A 13569-nucleotide genomic window follows, 5' to 3' on the forward strand; every position below is an offset into this window, starting at 1 on the left:
AGGCATCCATGACAGGCACAGGGCACGTGCGCTTCCGGGTCCTCGGGCCGCTCTCGGTCGAGGACGGGGACGGGCCGCTCGCCGTCGGTGGCCACCGGCCACGCTCCCTGCTGGCGGCCCTGCTCGTCGCCCGCGGCGAGGTGGTGCCCGCCGACCGGCTGGTCGCCGCGGTGTGGGGCGACGCCCCGCCCGACGGCGCGGCGACCGCCCTGCGCGCCTACGTCTCCCGGCTGCGCGGCGTCCTCCGGGACGCCGCCCCGCTGCGGCACCGCCCGCCCGGCTACTGCCTCTCGCTGGACGCCGCGACGCTGGACGCCGCCGAGTTCGAGCAGCGGGTCCGCAGCGCCCGGGCCGCGGCCGCGGCGGGCGACCACGCCCGGGCGCTCGCCGACCTCGACGCCGCCCTCGCGCTCTGGCGCGGGGACGCGCTGGCCGAGTTCGCCGACGAGGAGTTCGCCGCCGGTGAGGCGGCCCGGCTGACCGAGCTGCGCACGGGCGCCACGGCCGACCGCGCGGACGCGCTGGTGGAGCTCGGCCGGTCCGCCGAGGCGGTGCCCGAGCTGGAGGCGCTGGTGCGCGCACACCCGTCGTGGGAGCGGCCCGCGGTCAGCCTCATGCGGGCGCGGTACGCCACCGGGCACCAGGCCGACGCCCTCGCCGCCTTCCACGAGCTGCGGGCCCGCCTCGCCGAGGAGCTGGGGGTCGAGCCGGCCGCGCCCGCGCAGGAGCTGTACCGGCGGGTCCTCGCCCACGACCCCGCGCTCACCGCGACGCCGGCCCCGGGCAACCTCCCGCGGCGGGCCAGTGGCTTCGTCGGCCGCCGGCAGGAGACCGGGGGCGTGCTGGCCGCCCTGGAGGCCGGCCCGCTGGTGACGCTGACCGGCGTCGGGGGAGCGGGGAAGTCCCGCCTGGCGGTGGAGGTCGCCGCCCTCGGCCGGGCCCGGTTCGGCGACGGCGTGTGGCTGTGCGAGCTCGCCGCCCTCCCCGACGGCAGCCCGGTGGGTGACGCGGTCGCGGCGGCGCTGGGCATCCGGCAGCGCAGCGGGCTGTCGGTGGAGCAGACGGTGCTGGAGTACCTGCGCCCGCGGTCGCTGCTGCTCGTCGTCGACAACTGCGAGCACGTGCGCCCGCACGCGGCCGCCCTCGTCGGTGAGGTCGTGCAGCGGTGTCCCGGCGTGGTGGTGCTCGCGACCAGCCGCGAGCCGCTCGGCGTCGACGGCGAGCAGGTGTGGCCGGTCCCGCCGCTGCCGCTCGCGGACGCCACCGCGCTGTTCGTCCAGCGCGCCCGGGCGGCGACGCCGGACTTCTCCCTCGACCCGGCCACCGCCGACGCCGTCGCGGCCATCTGTGCCCGCCTCGACGGCCTGCCCCTGGGCATCGAGCTGGCCGCGGCCCGGATGCGGGCGATGAGCCCCGCGGAGGTGGCCGCCCGGCTCGAGGACGCCCCGCTGCTCGGCGGCGGCCGCGGCCCGGTCGCCCGGCACCGGAGCCTCGTCGCCGCGATCGAGTGGTCCTACCGGCTGCTGCCCGAGGACGAGCAGCGGCTCTTCCGCGCGATGTCGGTGTTCGCGGGCGGGGCCGACCTGCGCGCCGTGCACGGCGTCGCCGACCCCGGCGCCTCCGAGGACGACGTCCTCGACCGGCTCTCCCGGCTCGTCGACCGGTCGATGGTCGTGGCCCGCAGCGGGGTGCACAGCCGCTACCGCCTGCTGGAGACGCTGCGGGCCTACGGCCGGTCCCGCGCCGAGGCCGCCGGTGAGACGGCCGGGCTCACCCGGCGGCACGTCGAGTACCACGTCGACTACGCCGAGCGGGCCGGCGCGGGGCTGCAGGGCCCCGACGAGCGGGCGTGGGCGGAGGAGGCGCTCGGCGTCTACGACGACCTGCGCGCGGCCTTCACCCGGGCCGCCGCCGGGTCGCACTGGGACCTCGCCGTGCGGCTGGTCGCGGCCGTGCCCGAGCTGGTGCACCTGCGCGTCGGCTACGAGGCCTACGCGTGGGCCGAGCAGCTGCTGCCCGTGGTCGACCCGGACCACCCGCGGTACCCGGCCGCCGTCGGCGCCGCCGCCCGGGGTGCCTGGAACCGCGGCGACTTCGCCACCGCCGTGGCCACCGCGCGCCGGGCGGGGGACCGCCGGCCACCGCCGGGGTCGCCGCGCATCGCCCACCCCGGCGACGTGCTCGCCGACGTGGCGCTCTACGAGGGCGACGTCGGCGCCGCGCTGGCGCACTACACCGGCGAGGCGGAGCGGGCCCGCGCCGAGGGCGACCGCATCCGGCTGGTGTGGACGCTGTACTACGTCGCGGTCTGCCACGCGGTGAGCCGCCGGGCCGAGCGCGGCCTGCCCGCCGCCCGGGAGAGCCTCGAGGTCGCGGAGGCGACGGCCAACCCGACGGCGCGGTCGATGGCCCGCTACGCCCTCGGGCTGGTGGTGAAGAAGTCCGACCCCGAGCGCGCGCTGGCGCTGTTCGACGAGGCCGAGGCGCTGGCCGCGGCCGTGCGCAACTTCTGGTGGCAGGGCATCGCGATGATGGAGGCCGCGGCGACCCGGGCGGTGCACGGCGACCCGGGGGTCGCCGCGCAGGGGCTGCTCGCGGTCCTCGCGCACTGGGAGCGGGTGGGCGACTCCACGCAGCAGTGGCTCGACCTGCGCTACGTCACCCGGCTGTTGCACCGCGTGCACGCCGACGACGACGCCGCCGTCCTGCACGGCCACCTGCTCGCCGCGGGCCGGCCCTCGCCGCTGGACCTGCCGGCCCCGCACCGCGACGGAGCCCCGCCCGACCCGCGGGCCGTCGAGGCCGCCGCGGTCGCGCACGCCCGCGCGGCGCTGCGCCGCCTGGTGTCCGGGGAGCCCGCGCCCGTCCGTGGCTGAGGCTGCAGCCCAGGTGCAGCCGGTCTGCAACGCGCCGGCGGGACCGTCGTCCCACCGCGGGGGAGGACCCGCACGACGACAGGAGCAGACGATGACCGACACCGTCGACACGACCGCCGCCGACCGTGCCCTCAAGGGCAGGCACCGGGCGATGTGGGGGCTGGGCGACTACCCGGCCGTGGCCCGCGACGTGATCCCGGAGCTGGGCCGCGTCCTGGTCGCCGCGGCCGGCGTCCGGCGCGGCGAGCGGGTGCTGGACGTCGCCGCCGGCAGCGGCAACGCCGCCGTCCCCGCCGCCCTGACCGGCGCCGACGTCGTGGCCTCCGACCTCACCCCCGAGCTCTTCGACGCCGGCCGCGCGTTCGCCGCCCGCGAGGGTGTGCCGGTGACCTGGGAGGAGGGCGACGCCGAGGCGCTGCCCTACGGGGACGCGAGCTTCGACGTCGTCCTGTCCTGCGTCGGGGTCATGTTCGCCCCGCACCACCAGCAGGCCGCCGACGAGCTCGTGCGGGTGTGCCGCCCCGGCGGGCGGATCGGCCTGCTCAGCTGGACGCCGCAGGGCTTCGTCGGCGAGATGTTCCGGACGATGAAGCCCTACGCGCCGACGCCGCCGCCCGGCGCCCAGCCGCCGCCGCTGTGGGGCGACGAGCAGCACGTGCGCGGCCTGCTCGGCGACCGGGTGACCGACGTCGTCGCCCGCCGGCAGACCGTCACCTCGCCGGAGTACGCCTCCCCGGAGGCCTGGCGGGACTGGTGGAAGACCGTCTACGGGCCGACCATCGCCATCTACCGCGGGATCGCCGACGATCCGGCCCGCACCGCGGCGCTCGACCACGACCTGGCCGCGCTCGCCGCGCGGTACGACCGCGGCACCGGGTCGACGGTCATGGACTGGGAGTACCTGCTGCTCACGGCCCGCCGCGCCTGAGCGTCGGCACCGGGACGGCGGTCCTGCGTCCCGGTGCCGGGCCCCGGCGACGACGGGGCGGTGGGCGCCGGCCCCTCCTGCAGCGCCGTCCGTCCCCGCTGGAGCAGCGGGCGGCGGTCACCGGGGTGCCCGGGCCAGGTACCGGCGGTGCACCCGCAGGGTCGCCTCGTCGGAGTCCAGCCGCCAGTCCTGCTCCTTGGCCTCGTGGAAGTACGCGACCCGCGTGAGGCGTGGGAACCGGCGGGAGCGGTAGAGCGCCTCGTGCCAGGCGGCCTTGCCGGGCCCGGCGGCGCAGCCGATCTCGCCGACCACGAACTCGGCGGTGGGGTGCAGCGCCGTCAGGCGCCGGTACATGGGCCCGATGACCTGCTCCGCGGTGACCTGCGGCCTCCCGGCGGCGTCCCATCCCCAGTTGTAGCCGTCGACCCCGACGACGTCGACCCACTCGGCGCCGGGCCAGTAGGCCTCCGCGGGCACCCCGCCGACGTCGTTGGTGTTCGTGCAGAACACGAACGCCACGTTGGTCGCCCCCTGACCCCGGGCGATCCCGACGACGCGGCGCCAGGCCTCCTGCCACTGCTCCGGGTCGGTCACCGCATCGCTCTCGTGCGCGACCGACCACGGGTACCAGTTCCCGTTGGCCTCGTGCATCAGCCGCACGAGGACCCGCCCCGGGTAGGCGCGGGCCCCGCCGGCCCAGCGCCGGAAGTACCCGTCCCGGGCGCCGGACACGACGTCGGCCAGGCGGGTGTCCCAGGGCTCCAGGCAGACCATGCAGTCGTAGGGGTCGGCCGGGTCGAACGCGGCGATGCCGCCGGCGGTGCCGGCGTCCCAGTCGTGGAGGGCCGAGAACCAGGAGAAGACCGGGAGCGCGGCGCCGAGGCGGGCCTCCAGCGCCCGGTGGTCCTCCACCGGCGTGCCCCCCAGGGCCGACCAGGCCCCGAACCGGCACCGGGTGACCAGCTCCGGGCACTCGTCGTCCGTCACCGGATCCCTCGGGGGCCGGGGCCTCAGCCGGTGACGGTCCGGGCCTGCTCGGCGAACCTGCGCCGGGCGTCCTCCAGCGCGGCCACCGCCTGCGCCCGCCGCTCCCACCCGCGGGTCTCGGCCGACTTCTCCGGGGCCAGCGCCTCGTAGATCTCGAAGAAGTGCCAGATCTCGGCGATCTGGTGGATCGGGACGTCCTCGAGCTCCTGCAGGTGCTGCTGGCGCGGGTCGGTGGCCGGGACGCAGAGCAGCTTGGCGTCCGGGCCGCGCTCGTCGTGCACCCAGAACACCGCGATGACCCGCGCGCGCACCAGGCAGCCGGGGAAGGTCGGCTCGCCGAGCAGCAGCAGCGCGTCGATCGGGTCGCCGTCCTCGGCGATGGTGTCCGGGACGAACCCGTAGTCGCCGGGGTAGCCGGTGGCCGTGAACAGCATCCGCAGCAGCCGGATGCGGCCGAGCCGCTGGTCGTACTCGTAGCGGTTCCGGGAGCCCTTGGGCACCTCGACGATCACGTCGGCTTCCACGCGGACCCCTTCCCGAGCGGTGGGAGCGACCCTCGCCGAGCGCCGGCCGCGCGTCAACCGGAGGCCGGTCCTCCGACGACGGTCAGCCGGCCCGGTGCGCCGTCGCCGAGGAAGGCCGCCAGGGCGGTGCCCTCGGCCTCGACGTCGTCGCGCTCGGCGGGGGTGAGCGGGCGCAGCGGCCGGACGGTCACGTCGACGCCGCCGTCGTCGCGCCCGCCGGTGGTCCAGGTGGCCGACACGGAGCCGTCGACGAGGACGAGGCGGGCACCGGTCACGCTGAGCCCGCGGTGCTCGTCGGCGATGACCCGCGACCGGTCGTCGTAGCCCAGGACGGCGTTGTCGAACGCCGGCAGGAAGCGCACCGGCGCCGGCTCGCCGGGGTCGGGCAGGGGAGCGTCGGGGACGTCGAGCAGTTCGCGTCCGCGCTCGTCGCGCCAGGAGCGCAGCTGCGGCCGCAGCCGGGCGACCACCGCCGGCAGTCCGCTCAGGCCGCACCAGGCGCGCAGGTCCGCGCTCGCCGCCGGCCCGTACGCCCGCAGGTAGCGCAGGACGAGGGCGTCGAGGACGTCGTCGGGCGGGCCGACGAGCAGGTCGCGGCCCAGCCAGGCGCGGACGGTGGTGTTGCGGGCCGGCGCCTGCTGCCGCCACAGCCCGCGCGGCGGCGTCTGGACCAGCGGGACGAGGCTGGACAGGGCGTCGCCGAGGTCGCGCGGCAGCGCGTCGGGCCACCGGCCGGCGAGGAGCCGGCCGACCTCGGGCAGCAGCCGCGGCTCCGCCGCGAACAGGGGCTCGCCGGCGGCGGTGAGCTCGTCGAGGTCGACGCCCGGCAGCCGCCGGCCGAGCACGCCCAGCATCCGGGCGAGGAGCATCGGCTGGTGCACCGGCCGCAGGCGCAGGCAGTCGTCGGCGGTGACCAGGTGCAGCGTGCGGCGCATCAGCTGGGTGCGGACCACCTGCCGCCCCTCGAGCAGGCCGTCGAGCTCGGCCGGGGACGACCGGGCCAGCCGCGACCACAGCCCGACGTGGGGCTCCTGCGGCTCCTGGGCCTGCAGGCCGACGAGGTGGTCGACGGCGCCGGACGCGTCGCGCTCGTCGCGGTGCAGCAGCAGCTGCCGGGCGAGCGTGGCGCGGTCGAGCGCACGCCGGGAGAGCACCTCGGCTCCCCGGCGCGCGCCCACCGCGTCTGTCTACCGCGCGGGCCGACCGTCGTCAGGCGGCGAGCGGGTGGTGGTGGCAGCGGCCGTTGCTGGTGGCGCGGGCGGCGCACGGTGCGCCGGCCCGGGTCACCCCGCCGCTGTCGCCGCAGCGGGCCGGGGCCGCGGGCCGCGCCGCGGGCTGTGCGGCCGGCAGGGCGGCCAGTGCCGGGCGGGGGAAGGGGAGGACGACGGCGTCCCGGGCGATGGCGTCCCGGGCGACGGCGGGTGCCTCGGCGGGCACCGGGCCGGGCACGGCGGCGCGGGCGGGAGCCGGGACCGCACGGCCGGCACGGCGGTGCAGTGCCGAGGCGGCGGTGAGACCGGCGGTGAAGGCGGCGAGGGCGGTGGCGACGTGACTGGCGCGCATGCCCTCCCCATCGGCGGTCCACGGCCCGGGAGGGACGCGGCAGCCCCACGCGCCACAGCCGTCGCACCGGGGCCGGCGGGCGCTCCTCCTCTCCTCGGACACGCGGCACGGTTGTCCACCTTGACCAGGGGTAACGCAGCTCACACACGTGCCGAGACGGTCGTGACGACGACAGGAGGAGCGATGACCACCAAGGTCGAGAAGTCGATCCAGGTCGACGTGCCGGTGCGCACGGCCTACGACCAGTGGACGCAGTTCGAGGACTTCCCCCACTTCATGGGCGGGGTCAAGGAGGTCCGCCAGCTCGACGACCGGCGGCTGCACTGGGTCGCCGAGATCGCCGGCGTCCGCCGGCAGTGGGAGGCCACCGTCCTCGAGCAGGACCCCGACCGGAAGGTCGCCTGGGCCGCCACGGAGGGGGCGACCAACGCCGGCGCGGTCCGGTTCGAGGCCGCCGGCCCCGACTCGACGATCGTGTACCTGCAGCTGGAGTACGAGCCCGAGGGCCTGGTGGAGCAGGTCGGCGACAAGCTCGGGATCGTCGAGCGGCAGGTGCGGTCGGACCTCGAGCGGTTCAAGAGCCTGGTCGAGAGCCAGGGTTATGCCAGCGGCGCCTGGCGCGGGTCGATCAACGAGGAGCTCGACGTCGGCACGCCGACCGCCGAGACCGCGCACCGGTCGCAGGGCGACAGCGGCAAGGCCGGCGTCTCGGGGAAGGTCGTCGCCGGTGCGGCCGCGGCGGTGGCCGGGGTCGCGGCAGCGGCCGCGGCGGTGGCGTCGTCCGGCGGGCAGCAGGAGAGCCGCCCGGTGGATCAGCCGGTGGACCGGCCCGAGGGCGTCGCCCAGCCGCAGCAGGTCACCGTGGTGGACCAGCCGCCGGCGGACGTCGTGGTGCGCGACGACGTGCTCATCCCCGAGTCCGACGCGGAGGGCTACACCGCCCCGTCGTCCACGGAGGGCGTCGAGCACACCGTCCGTGGTGACGGGGACGACCCGATGATCGGCGGCGGCAGCCGCCGCTGACCTGCCGACCGGCCGGGTGCCCGCACGCAGCGGGCACCCGGCCGGTCGCGGTCTCAGGCCCGGCCGGTGAGCCGGCCGGCGGCCCGTGTGATCTGCTCGTAGTCGCCGTACCCGGCGCCCACGACGTAGCCGGTGCCCGCGCCCAGCCCGAAGGCCGTCAGGCGCACGACCCGCTTGCCCTTCTTCTTCAGCCGGTGGCCGGCCTCGGCGACCTCCTCGGGCACCGACTCGACGGCGCGCTCGGCGCGCATCGCCGCCCGCATCCCGGTCTGGCCCAGCTCGGCCCCGACCTCGGCGGCCTTCGACACCGCGGCGGTCGCCAGCGCGGCACCGGTCCCCAGCGCCTGCCGGGCGGCGGCGGCACTCTCGTCGGCCGCCTCGCGCAGCACGGACCCGGTGGACGCCAGCAGGGGAGCGGCCGCCAGCGCGCCGCTGCGGGTGGCGCCGAGGACCTGCGCCGCCGCGTTGGCCGCGGCAGGCCCGGCCGCGGACAGGCTGCCGCGGGTGGCCTCCAGGGCCTGCTGGGCGACGCCGGTCACGGCCGGCACGGCCGCCGCGGCGCCGGACCGGGTGGCCTCGAGGACCTGCTGGGCGGCGTTGCCGACGACCGCGCCGGCGCCGGCGGTGCCGCTGCGGGTGGCCTCCCGCACCTGCCGCGTGGCGCTGAGCACGGCCGGTGCGACCCCGGCGGTCGCCTGCTGCAGGAGGGAGGCCCCGGTGGCCGGGACGGCGCGCGTCCGGCGGGCGGCCTTCCCGGCGGCCTTCCCGGTGGCCTTTCGCGTGGCCCTGCGGGTCTTCCGGTCGGCCTCGGCGGCCTTCCGGCCGACCTTCGCGACCTTCAGCCCGACCTTGCGGGACGCCTTGCGGGAGGCCTTGCGGGCGGTCTTGCGCGTGGACGGGCGCGCCGTCCGGCGGGCGCTGCGCGGGAGCCGGGCGGCCGGCTGCCGGCGCCGGCGGAGCACCGAGAGGACGACCGCCCCGAGGGCGAGCGCCGCGGCGACGGCGGCGGCGATCCGGGTGGTGCCGGTGCCTCCGCCGGAGGTGTCGTCGGCCCGCCCGAAGTCCCGGTCGCCGGGCTGGGCCACCGTCGGCGGCGGGGTCGGGGGCAGCGCCTCGCCGGCGTCGTCCCCGCTGGGCAGCGCCTCGGCCGGCTGCGCGACCGGCACCGTGTCGCTCGCGGCGGCCGCCGTCGTGGTCGTCGTCGTGGGCTCGGCGCCCTCCGCCGGGAGCAGGGTGTCGGAGGTCGCCGTCGTCGCCTCGATCCCGTAGTGCCGGTAGAGCGCGGCCTCCTGGTCGGTGGTGAGCTCGCGGCTCTCGCCGTAGCGCGGGGCGCCGTCGACCATGCCGCGCTCGACGGTGACCTGCACCCGCTCGCCGTCCCCGGTGGCACCCACCAGCGGGACGACGACGGTGGCGCCGCCGTGCTCGGCGTAGAGCCACTCCGGCCGGCCGGTGTCCTCGTCGGCCAGCAGGTGCGTCACCGTGCCGATCTCGTTGCCGTCGCGGTCCACGACCGGCTTGCCGACCCAGTCGGTCACCGACTCCCGTTCAGGCAGTGTCATCGCTGTCTCCCCACCTCGTCGCCGGGCCCGGGTGGCCCGGCCGCGCACATCCGACCGCCCCTACCCCGCGACTCCCGGAGCATTCGGCTCCGGATCGCCGCGGCGGTCCGCGCCCGACCGTGGCACGCCTGGGCCCGCCCCGCTCAGCGGCGGCTCACGACGGCGGAGACCAGCAGCAGCTTGAGCAGCCAGTCGCCGGCGTGGATGGCGGCCAGCCGCCAGGGCACCTTCTCGTGGAACACCGACCCGGTCAGGAGCACCACCGGGAAGGCCGCCCACAACCCGGTCCCGAGGGCCAGCGCCTCACGGGGACCGCGGGCGGGCAGCCGGTCGACGAGCACCGACACCCCGGTGGCGACCACGCCGCTGCGCAGCAGCTCCACCGGCGCGACCACCGTGGGCGACCGCGGGGGTCCGGCGTAGGCCTCGTCGAGCCCGGCCAGCCGGGAGCCGAACGCGGCGTACCAGGCCGAGCTCGCCACGAAGGCGGCTCCGGCCGCGGCGGCGACCCGCAGCGGCGAGACGGCGCTCACGACGGGTACCCGTCGACGGTGCCGGCCACCGCCACCCGCCCGCGGGTGCCGAGCTCCCGCACCGACTCCCGCCAGACCAGGTGGGTCCAGCCGCCAGGTGCCGGGCTCTTCTGCAGGGTCGCGCTGAACCGCTGGTCCATGACGTCCTCCTCGTCGCGGTGGTACGGGGGCAGACCGGCGTCGGGCGCCGGACTCATCGGGCGGGCGGTGGTGTGCGCTGATGGCGTGATCTCGCGCTGGACTGCGCCGTCAGTGCACGTCACCGCTCCGTCCTCCCGGTGTGCCCCAGTCGATCCGGGCAGCGAGGTCGCGCAGCCGGGCGCCGAGGACCGGGTCGACCGAGGCGGCCCAGGCGACCCGGCCGAGGACGTGGTCGCGGAAGGTCGCCGGGTCGCGGTCCCGGACCTGGGAGGCCCAGGCGGAGACGGCGCAGTTGTGCAGCAGGGCCCGCAGCGCGTCGCGCTCGGGGCGCGGCAGCGTCGGCCGGGTGTTGACGACGGCGCCGAGCACCGTCTGGCGGCGTCCCGACCCGGCGCTGCGCGTCTTGCCCGGGTCGACCCGGAACCCCTCGCCGGCGGCGATCGCGGCCACGCGGGCGGCGACGGCCGGGCGGTGCAGCGTGGGCGGCCCGCTGAGGAACAGGTCGTCGACGTAGCAGGTGTAGACCGCCCCGAGCGACGCCGCCAGGCCGGTCAGCCGCCGGTCCAGCCGGGTGCAGGCGAGCTTGGCCAGCGCGGGCGAGGTGGGGGCGCCCTGCGGGAGGTGCGGTGTCGCGAGCAGGCGGCCGAGGCGGGCGTGCCGGTCGCGGCCAGCGGGGTCGGCCGGCACCGGCACCTGCCGCCACACCGCCGCCGGCACCACCGTGGTCACCAGGCCGGTGACGGCGTGGGCCACCGGCTCGGGCAGTTCGACGACGCCCTGCAGCAGGCTCCACACCCGCGCGGCCGGGACGCTGGCGAAGAAGGACTCGAGGTCCATCGCGAACACCGTGCCGGCACCGGGGGACCTGCTGCTCGCCGTCTGCGGCCGGCGCGTCAGCCCGCAGGGCGACTCCACGGCCCGGCGGCCGAGCGGCTGGCCGCCGGCTCGCGGAGCTGACCGCTCACCAGTCGCCGTCGGGCGGGGTGAACTGGCTGACGGTGAACTCCGCGCCCTGCGGGTCGCGCAGCAGCGCGTCGCGGGTCCACGCGCCGTCGGCCGAGCGGAGCACGGTGGCGCCCAGCCGCTCGGCGGTCGCCACGCTGTCGTCGCGGTCGGCCACGGTGAAGGTGACGTGCCAGTGCGGCGGCTCGTTGGCGGTGACCAGCAGACCGCCGATGACGTCGGCGAAGCCGGGCGGCGCCGAGGCCTGGCGTTCGTGGATGCCCGGGTCGACGGTCGCGGCGAGGTGGTCGCCGTAGCCGGGGACCTGGATCATCGTGCCGGCGTCCTGGGCCATGTCCACGTCGCGCCAGCCGAACAGCGGCTGGTAGAACGCCATCGCGGCGCCCCGGTCGGGGGTGTGCAGGTCGGAGAAGTTCCAGGTGCCCGGGGTGTTGGTGATCTGGGCGCCGGGGCGGCGACGGGCCTCCCACAGCCGGAACGCCGCACCCTGCGGATCGGTGCAGGACGCCGTCCGCCCGCCCGGGCCGGCGTCCTCGGGGCCGGAGACGACGGCGCCACCCAGCCCGGGCACCCGGGCGGCGGCCGCGTCGGCATCGTCGACGGCGACGTAGGTGTGCCAGGCCGGGAGGCCGTCCCCGGGGCCGATCGCGGCGACGTCCCGCCCGTCGAGGGTGCGATCAGGTACGGGCCCGGGACGCCGGGCGGCACGGCGTCGGTGAGCGTCCAGCCGAAGAGGCCCGCGTAGAAGGCGGCCGCGGCGACCGGGTCGGGCTGCTCGGTGTCGATCCAGCACGTCACGCCGTGCGGGTACGTCCGGATCACGACCGCTCCTCCCACCGGGGTCCGGGTGGCCAGCAGCGTAGGGACGCCCGGGGACGGTTCCGCGTCAGCGGGCGGCCATCGCCTCGCGGACCTCGCGCAGGCTGGGGTCGGTCAGGTACCGCCCACCCACCACGACGGTGGGGGAGAGCTCGAAGCCCTCCGGGTGGTGCGCCCGCACCGCGGCGGCGCCTTCGGGGTCGTCGGCGAAGCGCACCGCCCGGTGGGGGACGCGGGCGAGCGTCACGGTGACGGCCACGTCGGCCATGGACGGCTCCGATCTCGCGGCATCGGCCCGATGAGTCCTGCGCGTGCGCCCAGTCTGTCCGCCGTGACCCCTCAGGACATCGACGCCTCGTTCACCGCACCCATCGAGAAGGACGGCGCCTTCGCCACCTTCGTGACCGTGCCCGGCTCCGCGGAGCTGTTCGGCACCCGCCGGGCCGTCAAGGTCACCGGCACCGTCGACGGCCACGAGTTCGCCGCCACGTGCATGCCCTCGGGCGACGGCCCGCACTGGCTCCCGCTGCGGAAGGCGGTCTGCGCGGCGATCGGCAAGGACGCCGCCGGTCAGGAGGTCGCCGTCCACCTGCGTCAGCGCCTGTCCTGACGGGCGGCCCGGCGTGCGGCAGGGCAGGCTGGGGCGGTGAGCTGGCTGGTCACCGGGGGCGCCGGGTACGTCGGCGCGCACGTCGTGCACGCGATGGTGGCGGCGGGTGAGGACGTCGTCGTCCTCGACGACCTCTCCACCGGCGACGCTCAGCGGCTGGCGGCGCTGCCGCGGGTGCGGCTGGAGGTCGGATCGGTGCGTGACCGCGGCATGGTCCGGCGGGTGCTGCGGGAGAACGGCGTCACCGGGGTCGTGCACCTGGCGGGGAAGAAGCAGGTGGCCGAGTCGGTGGCCGATCCGCTGCTCTACTGGGCGGAGAACGTCGAGGGCCTCGTCGCGCTGCTGGAGGGCTGCCGCGCCAAGGGCGTGACCCGCTTCGTGTTCTCCTCGAGCGCGTCGGTCTACGGCATGCCCGACGTCGACCGGGTCGGCGAGGACACCGCATGCCGCCCCCTGTCGCCGTACGGCCGCACCAAGCTCGCGGGGGAGGACCTGCTCCGCGACTGCGCTGCCTGGGGGCTGGCCGCCACGAGCCTGCGGTACTTCAACGTGGCCGGTGCCGCGGCGCCCGGGCTGGGCGACCGGGGGACGGCGAACCTCGTGCCGCTGGTGTTCGAGGCGCTCGACGCCGGCCGGCCGCCGCTGCTGTTCGGCGACGACCACCCGACCCCCGACGGCAGCCCGGTCCGCGACTTCGTGCACGTCTCCGACGTCGCCGACGCGCACGTGGCCGCCGTCCGCGCGCTCGCCGCCGGCCGGCCCGGGGGCACGTACAACGTCGGCCGCGGGGAGGGCAGCAGTGTCCGGGAGGTGCTGCGGGTCGTCGCCGAGGTGACCGGCGGGGACACCACGCCGGAGGTGACCGACCGGCGCCCGGGCGACCCGGCCCGCGTGGTCGCCGCCGTCGACCGGATCGCCCGCGACCTGGGCTTCCGCGCCACCCGCGACCTGCGGGAGATGATCGCCGGCGCCTGGACCGCCTGGCGGGCCCTGCAGCCGCTCTGACCTCCCGCGCTCGCTCGAGCTCTGCCCCCGGGTGG

General features: G+C 77.5%; 15 protein-coding genes. 5 read left to right on the top strand and 10 right to left on the bottom strand.

Annotated features, from left to right (window positions below):
- Positions 1-8 precede the first annotated feature (8 nt).
- Both BM165_RS04675 and BM165_RS04680 read left to right on the top strand, forming a co-directional pair.
- The gene (locus BM165_RS04675) at positions 9-2876 is read left to right on the top strand and encodes an AfsR/SARP family transcriptional regulator (RefSeq protein WP_244274032.1); all 2868 of its coding nucleotides are present in this window, start codon (positions 9-11) and stop codon (positions 2874-2876) included.
- A gap of 91 nt (positions 2877-2967) precedes the next feature.
- The gene (locus BM165_RS04680) at positions 2968-3804 is read left to right on the top strand and encodes a class I SAM-dependent methyltransferase (protein ID WP_075012343.1); all 837 of its coding nucleotides are present in this window, start codon (positions 2968-2970) and stop codon (positions 3802-3804) included.
- Positions 3805-3921: 117 nt separating this feature from the next.
- Here the strand turns inward: BM165_RS04680 and BM165_RS04685 are convergent, their stop codons facing one another.
- From BM165_RS04685 to BM165_RS04700, 4 genes are read right to left on the bottom strand one after another with little or no spacing between them, the layout of a single operon-like run.
- Positions 3922-4791, bottom strand: coding sequence for a glycoside hydrolase family 26 protein (locus tag BM165_RS04685; RefSeq protein ID WP_075012344.1), 870 nt, complete (start codon positions 4789-4791; stop codon positions 3922-3924).
- Between the two features lie 23 nt (positions 4792-4814).
- A complete protein-coding gene (locus BM165_RS04690) occupies positions 4815-5315 on the bottom strand; it encodes an inorganic diphosphatase (protein WP_075012345.1) in 501 nt (166 codons plus the stop codon).
- A gap of 53 nt (positions 5316-5368) precedes the next feature.
- Positions 5369-6469 (bottom strand): winged helix DNA-binding domain-containing protein, encoded by a 1101-nt coding sequence (locus BM165_RS04695; protein ID WP_075012630.1) that lies wholly within the window; start codon positions 6467-6469, stop codon positions 5369-5371.
- A gap of 55 nt (positions 6470-6524) precedes the next feature.
- On the bottom strand, positions 6525-6878 hold the full coding sequence (locus BM165_RS04700; RefSeq protein WP_075012346.1) for a hypothetical protein: 354 nt from the start codon (positions 6876-6878) through the stop codon (positions 6525-6527).
- Between the two features lie 183 nt (positions 6879-7061).
- On the opposite strand from BM165_RS04700, the gene BM165_RS04705 reads away from it, so the two are divergent.
- The gene (locus tag BM165_RS04705) at positions 7062-7901 is read left to right on the top strand and encodes an SRPBCC family protein (protein WP_075012347.1); all 840 of its coding nucleotides are present in this window, start codon (positions 7062-7064) and stop codon (positions 7899-7901) included.
- A 53-nt stretch (positions 7902-7954) separates the two neighbouring features.
- On the opposite strand, the gene BM165_RS25985 is transcribed toward BM165_RS04705, so the two are convergent.
- From BM165_RS25985 to BM165_RS04740, 6 genes are all read right to left on the bottom strand, one after another.
- Entirely contained in the window at positions 7955-9463 is a 1509-nt protein-coding gene (locus tag BM165_RS25985; RefSeq protein WP_083427056.1) for a PRC-barrel domain-containing protein, read from the bottom strand.
- Between the two features lie 143 nt (positions 9464-9606).
- Positions 9607-9996 carry a DUF1761 domain-containing protein gene (locus BM165_RS04715; RefSeq protein ID WP_177225109.1) on the bottom strand — a complete coding sequence of 130 codons (390 nt, stop codon included), beginning with the start codon at positions 9994-9996 and terminating at the stop codon, positions 9607-9609.
- The gene (locus BM165_RS04720) at positions 9993-10193 is read right to left on the bottom strand and encodes a DUF1905 domain-containing protein (RefSeq protein WP_075012349.1); all 201 of its coding nucleotides are present in this window, start codon (positions 10191-10193) and stop codon (positions 9993-9995) included. The genes BM165_RS04715 and BM165_RS04720 overlap by 4 nt, the downstream gene beginning before the upstream one ends.
- A 52-nt stretch (positions 10194-10245) precedes the next feature.
- The gene (locus BM165_RS23745) at positions 10246-11052 is read right to left on the bottom strand and encodes a reverse transcriptase domain-containing protein (protein WP_348271787.1); all 807 of its coding nucleotides are present in this window, start codon (positions 11050-11052) and stop codon (positions 10246-10248) included.
- A 46-nt stretch (positions 11053-11098) separates the two neighbouring features.
- Positions 11099-11893, bottom strand: coding sequence for a VOC family protein (locus BM165_RS04735; protein WP_208976647.1), 795 nt, complete (start codon positions 11891-11893; stop codon positions 11099-11101).
- Between the two features lie 93 nt (positions 11894-11986).
- Entirely contained in the window at positions 11987-12187 is a 201-nt protein-coding gene (locus BM165_RS04740) for a hypothetical protein (RefSeq protein WP_075012350.1), read from the bottom strand.
- A gap of 63 nt (positions 12188-12250) precedes the next feature.
- Here BM165_RS04740 and BM165_RS04745 point away from each other — a divergent pair, with 63 nt between their 5' ends.
- Positions 12251-12529, top strand: coding sequence for a DUF1905 domain-containing protein (locus BM165_RS04745; protein WP_244274033.1), 279 nt, complete (start codon positions 12251-12253; stop codon positions 12527-12529).
- 36 nt (positions 12530-12565) lie between these two features.
- Positions 12566-13534, top strand: coding sequence for a UDP-glucose 4-epimerase GalE (galE, locus tag BM165_RS04750; protein ID WP_075012352.1), 969 nt, complete (start codon positions 12566-12568; stop codon positions 13532-13534).
- Positions 13535-13569: the final 35 nt, after the last annotated feature.

It is taken from the genome of Geodermatophilus obscurus, from assembly GCF_900115395.1.
Taxonomy (GTDB): domain Bacteria; phylum Actinomycetota; class Actinomycetes; order Mycobacteriales; family Geodermatophilaceae; genus Geodermatophilus; species Geodermatophilus obscurus_B.